A 19,989-nucleotide genomic window follows, 5' to 3' on the forward strand; every position below is an offset into this window, starting at 1 on the left:
AAAATCATCGAAACCTTGGCGCTAATTTTGCGCCTGGTCATATTGACAGCCACTATATGTAGGTGTCATAATGTTTAAAACAGCGTTTTCACCCCAAAATACAGACAGCTGCCCGGCGGCGCGCGAGGGGGAAAAACAGCGCAAAGCAAGGCCCGAAGCCGGGCCAGGAGGAGTGCACATCATGATCAAGAGCGTTATCAAGCGGGACGGACGCGTCGTTTTGTTCGACGAGGGCAAGATCGCGGCCGCGGTGCTGAAGGCCCTGGAGGCCGCCGGCGAGGGCGACGCGCGGGAAGCGGCCCGCGTGGCCAACAAGGTCTCGCGCCATCTGGAGGTGGACTGCGGCGAGGAATCCCCCTCCATTGAGCAGATCCAGGACGCGGTGGAGACCGGCCTGATGGAGTGCGGCCACGACGAGGCGGCCAAGAAGTACATTCTGTACCGGGCCAACCGCACCCGCATCCGCGAGGCCAACACCAGCCTGATGAAGACCATCGACGAGATCACCAACGTGGATGCCCGCATCAGCGACATGAAGCGTGACAACGCCAACATCGACGGCAACACCGCCATGGGCAGCATGCTGCAGATCGGCACCGCCGGCGCCAAGGCCTACAACGCGGCCTATCTGCTCACCCCCGAGCAGGCCAAGGCCCACACCGAGGGCGACATCCACATCCACGATTTCGATTTCTATTCCCTCACCACCACCTGCACCCAGATCGACATCCTGCGCCTGTTCCACGGCGGCTTTTCCACCGGCCACGGCTTTCTGCGCGAGCCTGCCAGCATCGGCAGCTACGCGGCGCTGGCGGCCATCGCCATCCAGTCCAACCAGAACGACCAGCACGGCGGCCAGTCCATCCCGAACTTCGACTACGGCATGGCCGAGGGCATCCGCAAGAGCTTCGCGAAGCTCTATCTGAAAAAGCTCACCGAGGGCGTGGAGGACCTGCTGGACAGTGAGGACGAGAGCGCCCTGACCGCCGCGGCGGTGAACAAGGCCGCCGACGCGCTGGGCATGCAGCCCCGCATGGAGGTGAAGGCCGAGGAGTTTGACGCCATCGTGGCCGACGCCCTGGCCGAGACCAGCGCCCTCTCCGCCGAAGAGGCAAAGCGCATCGTGGCCACCGCCCGCCGCCGCGCCTACAAGCAGACCGACCGGGACACCTACCAGGCCATGGAAGGCTTTGTGCACAACCTGAACACCATGCACTCCCGCGCCGGCGCCCAGACCCCCTTCAGCAGCATCAACTACGGCACCGACACCACCCCCGAAGGCCGCATGGCCATCCGCAACATCCTGCTGGCGGAGGACGCGGGCCTGGGCCACGGCGAGACGCCCATCTTCCCCATCCACATCTTCAAGGTCAAGGAGGGGGTCAACTACAACGAGGGCGACCCCAACTACGACCTGTTCAAGCTGAGCATGAAGGTCAGCGCCAAGCGCCTGTTCCCGAACTACGTGTTCCTGGACGCGCCCTTCAACCTCCAGTACTACAAGCCCGGCCATCCCGAGACCGAGGTGGCCACCATGGGCTGCCGCACCCGCGTGATGGGCAACGTCTACGACCCCGACCGCCAGATCAGCTACAGCCGCGGCAACCTGTCCTTCACCTCCATCAACCTGCCCCGCCTGGCCATCCTGGCCGACCACGACGAGGCCGCCTTCTACAAGAAGCTGGACGCCATGCTGGAGCTGGTGGCAAAGCAGCTGCTGGACCGCTACGAGATCCAGGCTGCCAAGCGGGTCTACAACTACCCCTTCCTGATGGGCCAGGGCGTCTGGCTGGACAGCGACAATCTGGGCCCCGCCGACGAGGTGCGTGAGGTCTTGAAGCACGGCACCCTCTCCATCGGCTTCATCGGCCTGGCCGAGACCCTCACCGCCCTCTACGGCCACCACCACGGCGAGAGCGACGAGATGCAGAAGAAGGGCCTGGAGATTGTGGGCCATATGCGCGATTTCTGCGACAAGAAGAGCCAGGAGATGAAGATGAACTTCACCCTGCTGGCCACCCCGGCGGAGGGCCTCTCCGGCCGCTTCACCCGCATGGACCGCAAGCGCTTCGGCTCCATCCCCGGCGTCACCGACCGTGAGTACTACACCAACAGCTTCCACATCCCCGTCTGGTTCCCCATCTCCGCTTACGACAAGATCCAGAAGGAGGGCCCCTACCACGCCCTGGCCAACGCCGGCCACATCAGCTATGTGGAGCTGGACGGCGACACCGCCAACAACCTGGAAGCCTTCGAGAGCGTTGTGCGTTGCATGCACGACGCGGGCGTTGGCTACGGCAGCATCAACCACCCCGTCGACCGTGACCCCGTGTGCGGCTATGTGGGCGTCATCGGCGATGTGTGTCCCCGGTGCGGCCGCCGCAGCGGCGAGGCCCTCAGCCCCGAAAAGCTGGCCGAGCTGCGCAAAAAGTACCCCGGCGTTCCCACCTTCTGCGGGTGCGAATAAGCCGATCCGCTTTTGTTGCACCGGCAACAGGCCGCCGGCCGAAAGAACGATATAATACAGTACGGTAATTGAAAAAAGGCCCCGCGCCTTTCGAGTTAGAGGAGGAAAACACAATGGCAGCTATGCAGAAACAGTCCGTCATGGGCAAGGACGTCCCCTTTGAGCGCATCCGCCGCATCACCGGCTACCTGGTGGGCACCATGGACAAGTGGAACGACGCCAAGAAGGCCGAAGAGCACGACCGGGTGAAGCACCTGTAATGCTCCAAGTTGCAGGCTGTGTGGCCGACAGCATCGTAGACGGCCCGGGGCTGCGGTTCACCGTGTTTTTCCAGGGCTGCCCCCACCACTGCCCGGGGTGCCACAACCCCGAGACCTGGCCCTTTGAGGGCGGGCAGGCCTTCACCCCCGAAGAACTGGTGGCGATGGCGAAAAAAAGCCCCCTGTGCAAAGGCGTCACCCTCTCCGGCGGCGAGCCCTTCGCCCAGGCGGGGGAGGAGATGCTCCGCTTTGTGGCCCTGTGCCGCCAGGCGGGCTATGAGGTGGCCAGTTACACCGGCTACACCTTCGAGCAGCTGCTGGAAGGCACCGAGGCCCAAAAGGCCCTGCTGGCCGCGCTGGACACCCTCATCGACGGCCCCTTTGTGCAGGAGGAGTGCAGTTTGGAACTGCGCTTCCGGGGCAGCCGCAACCAGCGCATCCTGAACGTGCCGGCAAGCCTTGCCGCCGCCGCCCCCGTGTGGGAGGACGGCGAGCGCTGGGTGGGCGACCACGAATAAGCGAACCACCGGGCCGTTTTTGCAAAAAAACGGCCCGTTTCCCTTTGGTATTTACAGTTTCGATACAACTTGTTGTCGACACCTTGGGCGCAGGTGTGGCATACTGTTAAGGGGCCGCGGCCCCTTTGCAGAAAAAGGAGGAATCACACCCATGGCACATATCCTGATCGTGGAGGACGAGGCGCACATCGCCCAGATGATCGAGGCCACCCTCTCCCTGGGCGGCTACACCAGCGAGATCTGCTCCGACGGCGTGAAAGCGGTGGAGCGCATCTTTGCCGGGGGCTTTGACCTGGTGCTGCTGGACGTGATGCTGCCCGGGCTGGACGGCTTTGCCGTGATGGAGCGGGTGGCCAGCCAGGGCACGCCGGTGATCTTTCTGTCCGCCATGCAGCAGGTGGCGGATAAAGTCCGGGGCCTGCATCTGGGGGCCGAGGACTACATCGCCAAGCCCTTCGAGGCGCTGGAACTGCTGGCGCGGGTGGAGGTGGCCCTGCGCCGCCGGGGCAAGGGCCGGGAGGTGCTGGAATACGGCGACATCCGCCAGGACCTGGGCAGCCACACCGTGACCCTGGCCGGCGAGCCGGTGGCCCTCTCCCCCAAGGAGTTCGAGCTGCTGCGGGTGTTTTTGCAGAACCGTGACCTGGCCCTCAGCCGCGCAAAGCTGCTGGCCCTGGTCTGGGGCTATGAATTTGAGGGCGAGAGCCGCACCGTGGACATCCATGTCCAGCGGCTGCGCCAGAAGCTGCACCTTTCCGAAAAACTGGTCACCCTGCCCCGGGTGGGCTACCGACTGGAGAGCTGACACATGAAACTCTGGCAGAAAATTTTTCTGTCTACCCTGGCGCTGACCGTCACGGTCACCAGCCTGTTGAGCCTGCTCTTTCTGCTTTCGAGCCGCAGCTCGCTGTGGGAGCGGGAAAATCAGCGCGCTTTGACCCAGCAGCAGTCGCTGGCCAGCCTCATCAAGACCGGCGTGGTCAGCCAGCGGCTGCAAAGCGGCAAGGTGCGCCTTTCCGCTGAGGAGGCGGACTCCGCCGCCGCGTCGGTGCTGGCAAGGCAGGAGGCGGACGAGTATCTCGTGGCCAGCCGGCTTTTGCGCCGGGGCACCGAGGACTGGAACACCATCGCCGGCGCCAGCTTCGACGAGCTGATGGACGCCGCCGCGCTGCAGGGCGACGGCTACGCCGACGAGAACCTCACCTACTCCCGCACCTTCCGCCAGGCCGGGCGGCTGTATCTGGCACTGAACGCCCCCCTCTCGCTGGAGCAGACGGATTACCGCCTGCTGTGCATTTTCGACGTGTCGGAGGTGGAGGGCATCCTGCGCCGCCAGGCGGCCACCGCCCTGGCCCTCAGCGCCGCAGGCAGCCTGGGCGCCGCCGGCGCGCTGCTGGTGGTGGTGCAGACGCTGCTGCGCCCTTTGAACGTGCTTAGCCGGGCGTCCCGGCGCATCGCCGCCGGCAGCTATTCCGAGCGCATCCGCCTGTCCGGCTCCGACGAGCTGGCGGACCTGGCCCAGGATATGAACCGCATGGCCGAAGCGGTGGAGAGCCGGGTCACCCAGCTGGAACAGGCCGCCGAGGACCGCAGCGCCTTCATCGCCAACATGGCCCACGAGATGAAAACGCCCCTCACCAGCATCCTGGGCTTTGCCGACCTTTTGTATCTGCAAAAGGACGTGCCGGACAAAAAGCGGATGGAGTACGCCGGTATCATCGTGGAGGAGACAAAGCGCATGCGTTCGCTCTCCGGCAAGCTGATGGAGCTTTTGAACGTGGGCAGCCAGAACCTGGTGTTCACCCCGGAGCCGCTGGCGGAGGTGATGAAGGAGGTGGCCGCCGCCATGGAGCCGGTGCTGGCCAGTTCCGGCCTCACCCTGCAGCAGGTCTGCGAGGAGGGGCTGTTCGTGATGATGGACCGGGAACTGTTCAAATCCCTGCTGTACAACTTCATCGACAACGGCCGCAAGGCCAGCCCCGAGGGCAGCCGCATCCAGATGCTGGCCCACCGCCAGGGCGGCCAGGCGGAGATCATGATCCGGGACTACGGCCAGGGCATTCCCCAGAAGGAGCTGGACAAGGTGCGCCAGCCCTTCTACATGGTGGATAAGTCCCGCAGCCGCAAGGCCGGCGGCGCGGGCCTGGGCCTTGCCTTGTGCGAGGAGATCTGCCGCATCCACAAGGGCGCCTTTGCCATCGACAGCCGGGTGGGCAAGGGCACCCTTATCACCCTGCGCTTTCCCCTGACCGCCCCGCCCGTGGGGGAGGAAGAACCATGAGCGGGCCGCGGCGCATCCGCCGCCCCGGCGCGGGCAAAGCCGGCACGGTGCAGCGCAAGGTGGCGACCACCGGCGTGATCATCCTGCTGGCGGGCACTGTCCTCACCTTCGTGCTGGAACAGGCGGTGCTCACCCCCCGCACCCAGGTGGCCTCCACTTCGGCGCTGCCGGTCTACAGCGCCGTGGGCCAGCGCACCGACGACGTGAGCTTCTGGCCCTGGACCTTCTACGCCGAGTGCGCCGGGCAGGAGCCCTCGCTCATCCCGGTGGAGGGCGACAGCTATCTGCAGGAAATGCTGGTGCTGATCACCGACGGGATCTTAGGCGGGGGCGGTGTGGAGATGGACACCACCGCCGCGTCGGTGGAGACCTATCACGACGCCCGTTCCAGCTGCGAGTATCTGCAGGATGTGCCGGTGACCTGGACGCCCGAGGGCGGTTCGCCCCGCACCCTCACGCTGGACATGGCCCGGGGCAGCGGCAACGACCCCGCCCTCGCCTTCGGCCTGGCGATGAGCTTTGTGCTCAAATCGGAAGAAACGCCCACCGAGGCCCAGCTGGAGGCGGCCTACCGCCAGGTGCTGCTGGACCTCTGGTTCCAGTGCGGCGCGGCGGGCTGGCTGATGGACAACGCCACCGCCTCCGAAGTGATCTCCGCCACTCCGTCCCCGGCGGACGTGGCCGGCGATCCGCAGGAAGCGCCCGCTTCGCAGCCGTTGGGCACCGAGGACGGCTCTTTGAGCGACGAGGCGCTGCGGCGGCTGCAGGCATCCGCCCGCATGCCCATCGAGAGCTTGCTGGACCGGCTGGCCGCGCCGCTGACGGAAGCGCTGGCCGTCGACGTTTACCTGCAGTGGCCGGCGGGCATTGGGCCGGATACCGCTCTCTGGCCGCCGGAAAACTCCCCCGACCCTGCGGCGCTGGCCGCCGGCACCATGAGCGAAGCCGACACCCACAAGCTGGAACAGCGCCTGCAGCAGCAGTATGCCGAGTACGGCATGGAGCTGCAGGTGGTCACCCTTTCCGACAGCGTGCTGGTGCTCTTTTCCGGCGGGGGAGTCACCATGGGCCTTTACTACGACCCGGTGCTGGAGACCTGGTCCGGCATAGCCATCCAATAAATGTTTGAAAGGAGGCCGCGGCCCCGTGAAACAGCGTTCTTTCCCCGGCCGGCCCGGCCTGCTCTTTTTCGGCGCCTGCGCCGGCGTGCTGGCGGCGGGCATGGGCCTGGTGGCCGCGGCGGGCCTTTCCCCGCCGGGCCGTCAGGTGGAGAGCCACAGCGCCCTGCCGGTCTACAGCGCCCTGGGCGCCGAGAGCGCCAACGTGCAGTTCTGGCCCTGGCAGCTGCTGGAAACGGCGGAGGAACAAAACGGCGTCTATCGCTGGGCCGAGGCCTCCGGCGAATTCGCCGCCCCCTGGCTGGACCTCTTCGGCTGGGGCATGGGCCAGGGCGAAAACGCCTCGTCCGGCCAGGTGTACATGGCCGGGGCGGAGGGCGGCGACTGCCTTTATGTGCGGGGCATCCGCTTCACCGACACCCCGCCCCAGATCGCCGGCCTTGCCACCCCCAACGCGGTGCAGCAGCCCCTGGCGGCGGAGTTCGCCGCCGGCTACCGGGACAGCGGCTTTGCCGTGAGCTGCCTTGTGTATGCCGTAGACGGCTATCAAAATCTGCCCGACGACTGGCAGGAGACCGCCGTGCAGCGCTGCCGGGAGGAACTTTTGTACCTGGTCAACCTCTCCAACGACGACCAGCGCCTTCAGCTTTACCAGCGGCTGAACAGCATGCTCACCCCCCGCCCCTGGGCGCTGGATGAAGCCTCCTTCCTCCTGGAGCCGGTGGAGGAATACTGGCAGGGCATGGGCCGCGACCAGCTGGCGGACATGCTCAGCACCCTGCAGGGCATGGTGCGCAGCGCCCAGTACAACAGCCTGGTGCTCTACAGCGCCGACGGCTGGCAGGAACCGGGAGAAAGCTGGGGCACCCTTTACAATCACCAGCCCATCTACGCCGACCGGGAGATGGGCGAGGCGGAGCTGAACCGGGTGCTGAACGACCTGGGGCTGGACGTGCAGATCGTGCCGCTGGAAAAACAGGTGATGGTGCTCTTCGGCTGGTACGGCGGCAACCTGGCCCTTTATTACGACCCGGTGCTGGACTGCTTCTCCGGCTACGCGCTGCAGCAGTGAGATTTTGCGGTTTTTCTGCGGGATGTTTACAGTTTCGATACCGCTTTTTGCAGACTTTGCGCCCCCTTTGGCGCGATACTTGTTTTGCGGCAGACAGTTGCCGCGAAATGTATCGTGTCAGAGGGGGATTTTTTTATGAGCACGCGCACCATCCGCACCGCCGCCGCCCTGCAGCCCGCCGGCCAGTGGGAGCAGGCCATCCCCCTGCCTGCCTTCGCCCCGGTGGAGGCCGCCGCGCCCCTTCGCCAGCCCCGGAGCCGGCAGCCCGAGCGCCCGGTCTACCGTGCGCCCGCCCCCCGCCGGCGGCGCAAGCGCCGCCTTGCGGGCGCCGTGGTGCGGCTGGCGGTGGTTGCTCTCTGCGGCTGGGCGCTGCTGAGGGTGCTGGGCCAGACCCAGGGCGCGCTGGCCGACGGCGTGCAGCGGGCAAAAGCGCTGTTCTCCGTGGCCGCGGGCTGGAACGTAGAGGCCCCGGAGGCCTCCGGCGTGCTGGAGATGGAGCCGGTGCTGCAAAACCCCACCCTGCCCAACGGCTGCGAGGCGGCCAGCCTGGCCACCCTGCTCCGCTATGCCGGCGTGGAGGCGGACGCCGCCGAACTGGCCATGGAGTGGATCCCCCGCCAGGAGTTTTCTTATTCCGGGCCGGACCGCTTCGGCCCCGACCCGGAGGAGGCCTACGCGGGCGATCCCACCAGCCCCAGCGGCGGCTGGTACTGCTTCGCGGCCCCGGTGGTGCAGGGAGCCAACAACTATCTGGCCTTCATCGGCAGCTCCCTGCGGGCCCAGGACCTCACCGGCGCCTCCTTTGCAAAGCTGGAACAGCAGCTGGCCGACGGGCGGCCGGTGGCGGTGTGGTTCACCCAGGACTATGCCGACCCCCGCTTCAGCGAAGGCTTTACCTGGACGCTGCCCACCGGCGAGGAATACAGCCCCTACGCCAATCTCCACTGTCTGGTGCTGGCCGGGGTGGAGGGCGGCGACTGCCTGCTGGCGGACCCGCTCTCCGGCAACACCCGGGTGGACAAAGACACCTTTGAACGCATCTACACAGCCATGGGCAGCCGCGCGCTGGTGGTGCGCTGAAGCCCCGAAAGGAGGAACCGAGATGAAACATTCCCTCTGGATCGCCCTGTTTTTGTGCGGCGTTCTGCTGGCCGCCTGCACCAAGCAGAACAGCCCTCTGCTTGCCGACGCCCCCGCTTCCTCCGCGCCCGGGGCCAGCGCGGCGCCCGCCGCATCCGACGCGGAGCTGACCGTGCTGACCCAGTGGGACGCCGAAACCGGCTACTACTACCTTGCCCGGGAAAACGGCGGCGACTTTGTGCTCCATTTCGTGGACTTCACCACCCTGCAGGACGCCCCGGTGTGCAGCGCCGGCTGCGCCCACACCGACGAGGGCTGCACCGCCCGCATTGCGTGGGAGGGCTGCGACGTGACGGTGTACACTGCCCGGGAGCAGCTGTTCGTGGTCTGGCAGGGCGCGCCCTGGGAGAACGACGGCGGCCAGGCGCGCATCCTGTGTTGTGAGCGGGACGGTTCCGACCGGAAGGAACTGGCCCGCTTTGACGCGTCTGTCTCGGTGGCGGGCCCGCCCGCCTGGGACGGCCGGCGGCTGTATTGCATCCTGGCGGACTACACCGACGGCAAGGCGGAAAAGCGGCTGCTCATTCTGGACCCGGCCACCGGGGAGCAGCAGGAGCAGACGGGCCTGCCGCTGTTGGACACCGCCATTGTGGGCGCCTGCGGGCGGGAACTGGTGCTGCGCTTCGGCGAGGGCACCCAGGCGGGCTGGGGCCTGTGGAACGTGGACGACGGCAGCTGGAAGGAGCTTGTGCGCAGCGAGCGGCCGGTCAGCGCCGCCTGCGACGGGGAGGCTCTCTATCTCTTGGAAAACCGCACGGGCAGCATCTGCCGCCTGCCGCTGGCGGGGGGCGGGGAGACCACCCTCGCCACCGACCTGAACCAGGGCCTGCAGCTGGCCCAGGCACAGCTGCAGGCCGCCGCGGCAGAGGGATTCCTGGTGCGGGGCGAAGAGGATGGCGTCTTCGACAACTACCTCATCGACCCCCAGGGCCACACCGTGAAGCAGACCCTCGCCACCGCCGGGGAGTTGGGGGACTTTCCGCTGGAGGTCTTTGCCGAAACGCAGGATGCCTACCTTGTGGCAACGGGATACAGCGTGGGGCAGGTGGAGCTGCCGGAGGACGGCGGCGTCGTGGACGAGACGCGCTACACCTTCGCGATGCTGCCGAAGGAGGATTTCTGGGCGGACCGGCCCAACTATAATCAATAAAAAAGGCCCGGGCGGGGAGCGTTCCCCGTCCGGGCCTTTGGTTTCAGTTGAAGGTGGTGCGTCCAAATAGGCGCTGCACCTGCCCCGCCAGTGCCCGGTGCTCCGGGGCCGTGAGGGCCGGGTCTGCCTCCAGCAGTTCGGCGGCGCTGGCGTGAGCCGCCGCCAGCGTGCGGGTGTCGGTGGTCAGGCTGGCCAGTTGCAGGGTGGGCAGGCCGTGCTGCCGGTCCCCGAAAAAGTCGCCGGGGCCCCGGTGCTCCAGGTCGTACTTCGCAATGGCAAAGCCGTCCTGGGTGGAGCAGAGAAAGCGCAGCCGGTCCTTCACCCCCTCGCCGGGGTGGTCGCTCACCAGGATGCAGAAGCTCTCCGCCGCACCCCGGCCCACCCGGCCCCGCAGCTGGTGCAGGGCCGACAGACCGTAGCGCTCGGCGTTTTCGATCACCATCACCGTGGCGCCCGGCACGTCCACGCCCACCTCGATGACGGTGGTGGAGACAAGTGCGTCCAGCCTGCCGGCCTTGAAGTCCTCCATCACGGCGGCCTTTTCCTTCGCCTTCAGCCGCCCGTGCATCAGCCCCACCCGCCGCCCGGGCAAAAGGGCCTTGGCCACCTCGGTGTAATAGGTGGTCACCGCCGCCAGGTCGCCGGTGTTTTCGCCGTCGCTCTCCTCCACCAGCGGGCAGACGATGTAGACCTGCCGCCCGGCGGCAATTTGCTTTTCCAGAAAGCCGTACATGGCTTTGCGCTTTTCGCCGCCCACGGCGTAGGTCTTGATGGCCTTTCGCCCGGGGGGCAGCTCGTCCAGCACCGAGATGTCCAGATCACCGTAGACCAGCAGCGCCAGCGTGCGGGGAATGGGCGTTGCGCTCATCACAAGCACATGGGGCTGGGCGGCTTTGCCCGCCAAAAGGCCCCGCTGGCGCACGCCGAAGCGGTGCTGTTCGTCCACCACCGCAAGGCCCAGCGCCTTGAACTGCACTCCCTCGCCGATGACCGCGTGGGTGCCCACCACCAGGTCGGCCTCCCCCGCGGCGATGGCCGCCAGCGCCGTGCGCCTTGCCGCCGCCTTCATGCCGCCGGTGAGCAGCGCCACCCGCACCCCGAAGGGGCCCAGCAGCTTGTGCAGCGTCTCGGCGTGCTGGGCGGCCAGAATTTCGGTGGGGGCCATCAGGGCGCTCTGCCAGCCGTTTTTGTAAGCGGTGTACACCGCCGCCGCCGCCACCAGCGTCTTGCCGCTGCCCACGTCTCCCTGCAGAAGCCGGTTCATGGGGGCGGTCTTGGTCATGTCGCCGCAGATTTCCCCCGCCGCCCGCCGCTGGGCCCCGGTGGGGGCAAAGGGCAGGCTCGACCAGAAGGGGTCAAGGTCGGCGGGCTCCATCACCGCGCTGGCCTTCGCCGCGCCCCGGCTGCGCAAAAGCCCCAGGCCCAGCTGCAAAGTGAACAGTTCGTCGAACACCAGCCGCCGCCTTGCAGCCGCCGCGGCGGCCATGGAGGCGGGGCGGTGGATGTCCTGCAGGGCCTGCCAGCGCCCCGGCAGCTTGAACCGGGTCAGAAACTCCGGCGGCAGGATCTCTTCCAGCGGCTCCGCCTCTTCCAGCGCCCGGGCCACGCACCGGGCGATTTGGCCGCTGCCAAGGCCCTCCGTCTGGGGATACACCGGGGCCAGGGGCGTTTTTTCCACCTGGGCGGGGGTGCGCACCGTGGGGTTGGTCATCTCCCGCCTCGTCAGCGTGCCCCGCACCCGGCCCTCAAAAAAGTATTCCTGCCCCACCTGCAGGCTGTCCGCCGCGAAGTGGGTGTTGAACCAGGTCAGGGACAGGCCGGCGCTGTCGTCTCCCGCCAGCACCTGCACCATGGTGCGCCCGCCGGGCAGCCGCACAGCGCCGCGCTTTGAATACACCGCCGCTTTCACCACCGTGTCGGTGTCGAAGGGGGCGGCGGCCACCGGGGCGGGATTCGAATAATCCACATACCGCCGGGGATACAGCCCCAGCAGGTCCTCCACCGTGGCCACGCCGAGCCTTGCGAACTTTTCGGCGGTCTTGGGGCCCACGCCCTTGAGGTATTGCACCGGTGTGTCTGCCCGCATGGCCGTGGCCCCCTTTCCTTCGTGTTTTCCTCATTATAGCACAAATCCCGTGCGAAAAAAGGCGGCAGGCACATTCCGTGCCTGCCGCCTGTGGGTGTTGTATGGGCTTATTCCACGCCGATCATGTAGTAGTAGACCGGCTGGCCGCCGTTGATGAGGGTCACTTCCACGCTGTCGCCCACCTTGGCCTGCACCAGTTCCAGGGTGCGCTGGGCCTCTTCCTCGCTCACGTCGCAGCCGCTGATGAGGGTGATGAAGCTGGTGTCCTTCTTCACCATGCTGCGGGCCAGGCGGTAGGTCATCTTGGAGATGTCGGTGCCGATGTTCACGATCTTGCCGTTCTCCATAGCCATGATGTCGCCCTTCTTGATCTTGTGGCCGTCGAAGTCGCTGTTGCGGGCGGCGAAGGTCACAAGGCCGGTGTTCACGCGGCCGGCGGCCTCCATCATGGCGATGGAGTTCGCGTCGGCGTCGGCGTCGGGGTCAAAGCTGAGCATGGCGGTGATGCCCTGGGGGATGGTGCGGGTGGGCAGCACCACCACCTTGCGGTCGGCGATCTTCTGGGCCTGCTCGGCGGCCATGATGATGTTCTTGTTGTTGGGCAGCACGAACACGGTGCCGGCGTGCACGCTCTGCACGGCGGCCAGGATGTCCTCGGTGGCGGGGTTCATGGTCTGACCGCCGCTGACCACGGCGTCCACGCCCAGATCCGCGAACACGGAGGCCAGGCCCTCGCCGGCGGCCACGGCCACAAAGCCGAAGGTGCGCTCGGGGTCCACCGCGGCGTAGGGGAAGGCAGCGGCGGGAGCCTCCTCGGCGGCCTTCTGCTTCTCCAGGCCCTTGCCCTGTTTCTGGCGGGCCAGGAACTGCTCGTGCATGTTCTCGATCTTGAAGCCGGTGAGGTAGCCGTACTGGATGGCGTGGCTCAAGATCTTGCCCGGGTCGGCGGTGTGCACATGGCAGTTGGCCACGTCGTCGTCCTCAATGACCACCACGCTGTCGCCGTTGGACTCCAGGAAAGCCCGGAGCTTGGCGATGCTGGCGCCCTCGTTCTTGTTCACCAGGAACTGGGTGCAGTAGCCGTTCTTGATGTCCTCCACCTTCATCAGGTCGTCGGTGAACACGCCCTTGCCGGCGCCGTCGGTGGAGAGCTTTGCCTTGTTCTGGGCCGCTTCCTCGCACTGGATGGGCTTGCCGCCCTCGAACACGATTTGCATGCCCTCAAAAATGACCATCAGGCCCTGGCCGCCCGCGTCCACCACGCCGGCCTTCTTCAGCACCGGCAGCTGGTTGGGGGTGTTGTCCAGCGCGCGCTGGCCGGCGCTCATCACCAGCTGCCACAGCTCCACCACGTCGGCGATGCCGCTGGCGGCGGCTTCTTCGCTGGCCACGCGGGCCACGGTGAGCATGGTGCCCTCAGTGGGCTTCATCACGGCCTTGTAGGCGGCCTCCACGCCCTTCTGCAGAGCGGCCACCACGTCGGCGGCGTCGGCGGTCTTCTTGCCGTCCAGCGCTTTGGAAAAGCCGCGGAACAGCAGGCTGGTAATAACGCCGGAGTTGCCCCGGGCGCCCCGCAGCATCGCGCTGGCGGCGGCCTTGGCGGCCTCGCCCACGGTGCAGTCGTCGCTCATGGCTTCCAGCTCGGGGCGCGCCGCGCCCACGGTCATGCTCATGTTGGTGCCGGTGTCGCCGTCCGGCACGGGGAAGACGTTCAGCTCGTCCACGCGGGAACGCTGGTTGGAAATGTTGTTGGCGCCGGAGAGGATGGCGTCACGCAGGATACGACCAGTAATCATTACAGTACACCTCAACATCAAAGTTATGGGTCCGCCCGCGAAGACGGCGGGAAGGGGGCCGTCAGTCGGCCACGATGTCGTCCACCGAGACCTCGATGCGCTCCACCTTCAGGCCGGTGGCGTTTTCCACCTCATGCTTGACCTTGTGGGTGATGCTCTGCACGATGGTGGCGATGTTCAGCCCATAGCCCACCTTGATGTGCAGCTCGATGGTGAGCTTGCCCTCGTTCTGGGTCACCCGCACGCCCTTTTCAGGGAAATCGCTGCCGAAGAAAAGGCTCTTGAAATCGTCGTGGGCGCCGCCGGTGGCCATGCCGGCCACGCCGTAGCAGCTGCGGGCCGCCAGGCTGACCAGTTCGGCGAAGTAGTCGGCGTTCATGCTGATGGTGCCCAGCGGGTTTTGCAAGGTGATCATACAAACAACCTCCTGTTCGGTTAAGAGTCTGCGGAGACAAACTGAAGCTGCCCCAGAGAATAGAACACATTGCTGATAGAGGATGTGAGCCCCCGGATGCTGCGGGTGTGCACCACGGTGCCGTTGCGCCACAGAAGGGGCACAAAGGGCATCTCGGCGGCAAAGGCCGCCTCGTAGGCGCCCGCGGCGCTCATGTTGCTGCGGAAGGCGTCGTAGGCAGCGGAAAGGGCTTCGCTCTGCACGATGCCGGCGCTGGCGCCGCCGCCCTCCATAAACGGGCTCATATCCATATTATTATACAACTTGACCTCGCCGATGTACAGGTCAAAATCGCCCAAAAGCACTTTTTCGCGGAAAACTTCAAAATCATCCGCCTGTTCCAGCGTTACCGCGATGCCCACCGTCTCCAGCTGGTCCGCCAGGAGGCTGGCGGCGTAGCGCTTGTAGGTGTTGCCGCTGTAGACAAGGAGCCGCACCGTCAGCTTCTGGCCGTCGGCGGTGTAGAAGAAGCCGTCCATGGGGTTTTCGGTGTAGCCCAGCGCCGCCAGCGCGGCCCGGGCCTCCGCCTCGGTGTGCTGGGCCTCCGGCAGGATGACCTGCTGGGCCAGCACGCAGGGGTAGAAGCTGTTGATGGCTCCGGTGGCCGGGTAGGCCCGGGAATAGTAACCCTTTTCCGCCAGAACGCGGCGGCCGATGATCTGGCTCAGCAGCCCCCGCCCGGCGGCGGTGCCCAGCAGGGGGGCGAGCATGGCGTTGTCCTGCGCCGCCGCCCCGTTCACCCCCAGGAAGATGAGGTTGTTGGTGCGGTAATAGCTCAGGTCGCTGGCAACGCCGGAGGGCGAGTCGTTCAGCTCGCTGGTCTGGTAGAGGTTCAGCGAGCCCACCGTCAGGCCCGAGACCATCTCGTTGTAGCTGCCCACCTCGGCCAGGCCGATTTCCGTGGGCTGGCCGTCCTCGGCGAAGAGGCAGCGGGGGTTCTCCACCAGCACGCCGCCCTCGCTGTAGACGTAGCGGCCGCTGGAGGTGGGCATTGCCGCCGCCACCTCCGAGGCCTTCAGCACCGGGATGTCGCACAGATAGCTGAACAGGGAATCGGGCCGGGCCAGCGTCACCACCACCGCCCCGTCGCTCACCTCCACGCTGGTCACGTTGGTCAGCTGGCCGGAGTAGAGGGGACTGGTGCGGGCGGCCTCGATGCTGGCGGCCGCGTCCTCGGCGGTGACGGGGGTTCCGTCGGCAAAGGTGGCGCCGCCCCGGATGTGGATGACCGCCTGCAGGTCCAGCACGTCGATGCTGCTGGCCAGCCGGTAGACGATGGACATATCGGGGCCGATCTCCACCAGTTTTTCGTACAAAAGCCCGGCGTTCTGGCGCACCAGCGTAGAGCCGGTGAGGAAGGGGTTGAACCCGTCGCCGGGGGTGTAGCCCAGCACCAGCCGGTCGGCCGGGGCCGGAGCCGAGGGCGAGGGGGTGGGGCTCGGCGCGGGAGCGGAGTCGTCCCCGGCCGGCGCGCCGCACCCGGTCAGGAAAAGGCAGGCCGCCAGCGCCAGCGCGGCGGCTCGTTTTGCAAAGGGCAAAGACGCGGCCTCCTTTCAGCCGTTTCGATGGGATAATCGTGTTCTATTCTACCACAGAAACGGATATTTTTAAAGGGGAACGGCCCGTTTCGCGCCGCCCGCCGAAAAATCCGCCGCCGGGTTTAACAAGTTCTTCACACTCGGACGCGCAAGCTGTGGTATAATAAAAATAACAAAAGAATGACGGGCATTCCTGTGCCCAGAAAAGAGGTCTTGCGCGTGAACATCCTGTTTTTTCTGACTCCCAAACAGGACGTGGCTTTTATATACGATGATTTCACCCTGCGGCAGGCTCTGGAAAAGATGGAGTACCACCGCTATTCCTCCATCCCCATGCTCAACCGCAAAGGCGAGTATGTGGGAACCATGACCGAAGGCGACCTGCTCTGGGCCATCAAGAACCAGGGCATCCGCATCGAAAACGCCGAGGACATTCCCGTGCGGGCCATCCCCCGCAAGCGGGACTACCTGCCGGTGACGGTGAACACCCAGATGGACGAACTGGTGGCCGCCGCCATGACCCAGAACTTTGTGCCCGTGCTGGATGACAAGCGCAGCTTCATCGGCATCGTGAAGCGGGGCGCCATCATCCAGTATTGTTATGACCGCTACCGCGGCGGCGGCAAGGGCCGCCCCGCCCCGGGCAAGATCCAGACAGAAAGCAGAGTGTGATGAACATGTCCTTTGAGAAGATCGAACTTTCCGCCCTTCATGCCGAGCCTTTCAACATGATCGGCCGCCGGTGGATGCTGGTGAGCGCCGAAAAGGAGGGCAGGGTGAACACCATGACCGCCAGCTGGGGCGGAATGGGGGTGATGTGGGGCAAGGACGTGGCCTTTGTGTTCCTTCGGCCCCAGCGGTTCACCAAGGAGTTCGTGGACGCCGCCGGCCGCTTCACCCTGAGCTTCTACGGCGAGGAGCAGCGCCAGAACCTGGCCTATCTGGGCCGGGTCAGCGGCCGGGACGAGGACAAGATCGGCAAGGTGGGCTTTGAGGTGTGCGATTTCGACGGCGCGCCCGCCTTCGCCCAGGCCGAGACGGTGCTGGTGTGCCGCACTCTCTATACCCAGCCGCTGGACCCGGCGGGCTTTGCCCCCGGCTGCGACGCCGACGAGCGCTGGTACCCGGAAAAGGACTACCACACCATGTATGTGGCCGAGATCGAAGCGGTCTATCAAAAGACCGAGTGAAAACACAGCGAAAGGGCCGCCCCCGGATTTGCCGGGGGCGGCCCTTTTTTGCGCGGCGGAAAAATTTTCCGCCGCCATTCAAAATCCCGATTATCGTACCTATATTCGCCTATACTGGTAGCATGAGGCGGGGGAAACGCAAACCCCGCAAAGCCAAAACGCAGAAAGGCGGGCAGGAATTATGGAGTACGAGATTCGTTATGTGGGCAGCCACGTGGAAGTTTACACCCTCAGCGGCAGCTTTCTGTTCAGCGCCGACACTGCCCGCGAGGCGATGGAGGAACTGGCGGGCTGAGGCCGCATAAGGATAAAAGGGAAACGCCGCCCCGAAAAAGAAAAGGGACGGCTTTGCGAAAAGATTCACCCGGACCGCCGTTTGATGAACGCCGAGGCGAAGCCCGTGCCTCCGCACGTAGTGCGCCTCGGAACGGACACTTTTCTTCGTCGTGAAAAGTGTCCGGGACGCCGCGTGCGGTGCGGAAGGCTCGGGCGAAGTGGCACGAATCGGCATGGGGCCGTTTCTCTCTTACCCCCGGGTACCCTCGATGGAGCTGTCGTGGCTCCAGCCCTGCAGGTCGGTGGGGGTCAGGTTCTGGGTGAAGGCCTCGCTGTTTTTAAAAGCCTCCCAGTCGGCGGCCGCCGCACGGCTGCGGATGGCTGTGCCATCCAGATAGCTGTCGTCCCAGGGGTTCGCCGGGTCGGGGTCGGTGGGGTCCCAGCCCCGCAGCGTCTCGTCCGCCGGGTCGATGTACAGCGTCTCCGGCTTGCCCATGGGGCCGGGGTTCTCGGCGTCGTCATAGATGACCACCGGCGTGCCGATGGGGCAGTTTTCGTAGATCCAGCGCACGTCCGCCACCGCCAGCCGGATGCACCCCAGCGAGGCGGGAGTGCCCAGCTGGTTGAACTGGTCGTATTCCAGATCGTCTTTGTGCTGGGTGTAGTAGGGCACGCTGTGGAAAAGGTAAGGCCCGTCGATGCGGGTGGCGTACTGGCCGTAGCAGGGGCCGGAGAGCAGCCGCCAGTCGTAGTTCACCGGGGTGGAAAAGCTGCCCAGAGGGGTGTCCTCGCCGCCGCTGCACACCATGGCCATGTAGGGCACCGAATAGCTGCCTGCGCCGTCATCGGCGTACACCGTCACGCAGCTGGCCGCCCGGTTCACACAAATGAGATAGGGGAAGCCCTCTTTCACCGCGAAGGAGAAGTTTTCAAAGCCCGGCTGCGTGGGCAGCCATTCCCGAAAGGCCGCGGCGGCCTCGGCCCAGGCGGCCTCCGGGTCCGGGGTGGCGGTGGGCGCGGGCGTGGCTGTGGGCTCCGGCGTTGCGGCGGGCAGGGACGGCGCCGCCGGCTCGCCGGCGCACCCCGCCAGCATCAAAAGACAGACAAACAGCAAAAGCAGTCGTTTCATCGCAAAAAAGCTCCTCTCCGCGCCCCGGGCGGGGCGCTGTTCCCAGTGTAACGCAAAGCGCCCCCCGGCGCAAGGGCCGGGCTTGACGCACAGTAAAAAGTATGCTAACATAAATTGATTTAACACGCAGAGAAAGGGGCCGGCAGCACATGACCCACCGATTTGCACAGCGCGGGGCTTTGGGTTTGCGGGCCGGTGTTTTTTCTGCATCTTTTGTTTGACTTTTCCTTTTCGGGGGAAAAGTTTTTTTTTGCCCAAAACGCGGCCCCGGGCCGCAGGATATGGAAAGGAGCGAACTTGCCCATGCTGCTGAAAAACGCGCGCCTGGCCTCGGGCCAGCCGGTGGACCTGCTGCTGAAAAACGGCCTCATCGCCGCCATGGGTCTGGACCTTGCCGCCGACGGCGAGGAAGTGCTGGACTGCGCCGGGCGCACGGTGCTGCCCGCCTTCGTGGACCTGCACTGCCACTGGCGCACCCCCGGCTTTGAATATAAGGAGGACATCTCCACCGGCTCCGCCGCCGCTGCTGCGGGCGGCTACACCTTCGTGAACCTGATGCCCAACACAAAGCCCGTCTGCTCCTCGGCGGACATCGCCCACAGCGTGATGGCCGAGGCCGAGCGGGTGGGCCTGTGCGGCGCGAACCAGTCGGTGAGCATCACCGAAAACTTCGACGGCCATACCCTGGACCACCTCAAGACCCTGCCCGAGGACCTGAAATTCATCACCGAGGACGGCAAGGGCGTGCAGTCCGGCGACGTGATGGCCAAAGCCTTCGCCATCGCCGCCCAGCGTGGCCTTGTCATCATGAGCCACGCCGAGGACATGGACATCTCCTCCTGGGACTACCGGCTGGCGGAGAACATCGAGACCATCCGCAACCTGCACCTGTGCGAGTACTACGGCACGCGGCTGCACATGTGCCATGTGAGCACCCGGGAGGCGGTGGAGGCCATCGGCCAGTCCAAGTGGAAGGGCGCGCCCGTCACCTGCGAAGTCACCCCCCACCACCTGTGGTTTGCCGACACCGACTACCGCGTGAACCCGCCCATCCGCACCGCCGACGACGTGGGGGCCCTCATCGAGGCCATCCGCCTGGGCGTGGTGGACGCCATCGCCACCGACCACGCCCCCCACACCGACGAGGAAAAGGCCGCCGGAGCGGCGGGCATGGTGGGGCTGGAGACCGCCTTCGGCGTGTGCTACACCAAACTCTGCAAGGAGAACGGCCTGCCTCTGGCTCGGCTGGCGGAGCTGATGAGCACCGCCCCCGCCGAAATCCTGGGTCTTGCCGGCCACGGCCGGGTGCTGCCCGGCTACGCGGCAGACCTCACCCTGGTGGAGCTGGACACCCCCTATACCGTGGACAAAAACGCCCTGCACTCCAAGAGCCGCAACTGCCCCTACGACGGCGCGCAGCTCTTCGGCCGGGTGGACCTCACCCTCAAGGGCGGCAAGATCACCTGGAAGCGGTAATACAAATAGTTATATTTCATTCATATAATACAATTATT

17 protein-coding genes are annotated in these 19,989 nt (G+C 65.8%); 12 read left to right on the forward strand and 5 right to left on the reverse strand.

Annotation, left to right across the window (positions count from 1 at the left end; all coding sequences use genetic code 11):
* Positions 1–181 precede the first annotated feature (181 nt).
* The 9 genes from ACMNAY_RS11280 to ACMNAY_RS11320 all read left to right on the forward strand — a co-directional run bounded on the left by ACMNAY_RS11280 (position 182) and on the right by ACMNAY_RS11320 (position 10,006).
* Positions 182–2,467, forward strand: coding sequence for an anaerobic ribonucleoside triphosphate reductase (locus ACMNAY_RS11280; RefSeq protein ID WP_418719459.1), 2,286 nt, complete (start codon positions 182–184; stop codon positions 2,465–2,467).
* Positions 2,468–2,580: 113 nt separating this feature from the next.
* On the forward strand, positions 2,581–2,727 hold the full coding sequence (nrdD, locus tag ACMNAY_RS11285) for an anaerobic ribonucleoside-triphosphate reductase (RefSeq protein WP_418719460.1): 147 nt from the start codon (positions 2,581–2,583) through the stop codon (positions 2,725–2,727).
* A complete protein-coding gene (nrdG, locus tag ACMNAY_RS11290; protein WP_418719461.1) occupies positions 2,727–3,245 on the forward strand; it encodes an anaerobic ribonucleoside-triphosphate reductase activating protein in 519 nt (172 codons plus the stop codon). Before nrdD ends, nrdG begins: the two co-directional genes overlap by 1 nt.
* A 151-nt stretch (positions 3,246–3,396) precedes the next feature.
* Entirely contained in the window at positions 3,397–4,050 is a 654-nt protein-coding gene (locus ACMNAY_RS11295; RefSeq protein WP_394967837.1) for a response regulator transcription factor, read from the forward strand.
* A gap of 3 nt (positions 4,051–4,053) precedes the next feature.
* On the forward strand, positions 4,054–5,526 hold the full coding sequence (locus tag ACMNAY_RS11300) for an ATP-binding protein (protein WP_418719462.1): 1,473 nt from the start codon (positions 4,054–4,056) through the stop codon (positions 5,524–5,526).
* Entirely contained in the window at positions 5,523–6,647 is a 1,125-nt protein-coding gene (locus ACMNAY_RS11305; RefSeq protein WP_418719463.1) for a hypothetical protein, read from the forward strand. The genes ACMNAY_RS11300 and ACMNAY_RS11305 overlap by 4 nt, the downstream gene beginning before the upstream one ends.
* A 25-nt stretch (positions 6,648–6,672) precedes the next feature.
* Positions 6,673–7,716 carry a hypothetical protein gene (locus ACMNAY_RS11310; protein WP_418719464.1) on the forward strand — a complete coding sequence of 348 codons (1,044 nt, stop codon included), beginning with the start codon at positions 6,673–6,675 and terminating at the stop codon, positions 7,714–7,716.
* A gap of 135 nt (positions 7,717–7,851) precedes the next feature.
* The gene (locus ACMNAY_RS11315; protein ID WP_418719465.1) at positions 7,852–8,796 is read left to right on the forward strand and encodes a C39 family peptidase; all 945 of its coding nucleotides are present in this window, start codon (positions 7,852–7,854) and stop codon (positions 8,794–8,796) included.
* Positions 8,797–8,818: 22 nt separating this feature from the next.
* A complete protein-coding gene (locus ACMNAY_RS11320) occupies positions 8,819–10,006 on the forward strand; it encodes a hypothetical protein (RefSeq protein ID WP_418719466.1) in 1,188 nt (395 codons plus the stop codon).
* Positions 10,007–10,049: 43 nt separating this feature from the next.
* On the opposite strand, the gene recG is transcribed toward ACMNAY_RS11320, so the two are convergent.
* From recG to ACMNAY_RS11340, 4 genes are all read right to left on the reverse strand, one after another.
* On the reverse strand, positions 10,050–12,092 hold the full coding sequence (gene recG, locus ACMNAY_RS11325) for an ATP-dependent DNA helicase RecG (RefSeq protein WP_418719467.1): 2,043 nt from the start codon (positions 12,090–12,092) through the stop codon (positions 10,050–10,052).
* A 107-nt stretch (positions 12,093–12,199) separates the two neighbouring features.
* Positions 12,200–13,888 (reverse strand): DAK2 domain-containing protein, encoded by a 1,689-nt coding sequence (locus ACMNAY_RS11330; RefSeq protein WP_418719468.1) that lies wholly within the window; start codon positions 13,886–13,888, stop codon positions 12,200–12,202.
* 61 nt (positions 13,889–13,949) lie between these two features.
* Complete coding sequence (locus ACMNAY_RS11335; protein ID WP_394967821.1) at positions 13,950–14,303, reverse strand: Asp23/Gls24 family envelope stress response protein; 354 nt, start codon at positions 14,301–14,303, stop codon at positions 13,950–13,952.
* 20 nt (positions 14,304–14,323) lie between these two features.
* Complete coding sequence (locus ACMNAY_RS11340; protein ID WP_418719469.1) at positions 14,324–15,880, reverse strand: ABC transporter substrate-binding protein; 1,557 nt, start codon at positions 15,878–15,880, stop codon at positions 14,324–14,326.
* Between the two features lie 219 nt (positions 15,881–16,099).
* On the opposite strand from ACMNAY_RS11340, the gene ACMNAY_RS11345 reads away from it, so the two are divergent.
* Both ACMNAY_RS11345 and ACMNAY_RS11350 read left to right on the forward strand, forming a co-directional pair.
* Positions 16,100–16,552, forward strand: coding sequence for a CBS domain-containing protein (locus ACMNAY_RS11345; RefSeq protein ID WP_394967817.1), 453 nt, complete (start codon positions 16,100–16,102; stop codon positions 16,550–16,552).
* Positions 16,552–17,070 (forward strand): flavin reductase family protein, encoded by a 519-nt coding sequence (locus ACMNAY_RS11350; RefSeq protein ID WP_418719470.1) that lies wholly within the window; start codon positions 16,552–16,554, stop codon positions 17,068–17,070. Before ACMNAY_RS11345 ends, ACMNAY_RS11350 begins: the two co-directional genes overlap by 1 nt.
* 526 nt (positions 17,071–17,596) lie before the next feature.
* Here the strand turns inward: ACMNAY_RS11350 and ACMNAY_RS11355 are convergent.
* Positions 17,597–18,475: a L,D-transpeptidase gene (locus ACMNAY_RS11355; RefSeq protein WP_394977030.1), complete on the reverse strand. Its 879-nt coding sequence runs from the start codon at positions 18,473–18,475 to the stop codon at positions 17,597–17,599.
* Between the two features lie 303 nt (positions 18,476–18,778).
* Between ACMNAY_RS11355 and ACMNAY_RS11360 the strand changes: the two genes are divergently transcribed.
* Positions 18,779–19,951 carry a dihydroorotase gene (locus ACMNAY_RS11360; protein WP_418719471.1) on the forward strand — a complete coding sequence of 391 codons (1,173 nt, stop codon included), beginning with the start codon at positions 18,779–18,781 and terminating at the stop codon, positions 19,949–19,951.
* Positions 19,952–19,989: the final 38 nt, after the last annotated feature.

Origin of the sequence: Candidatus Allofournierella merdipullorum, assembly GCF_048426865.1 — a bacterium.
In the GTDB taxonomy this organism is placed as follows: domain Bacteria; phylum Bacillota; class Clostridia; order Oscillospirales; family Ruminococcaceae; genus Allofournierella_A; species Allofournierella_A merdipullorum.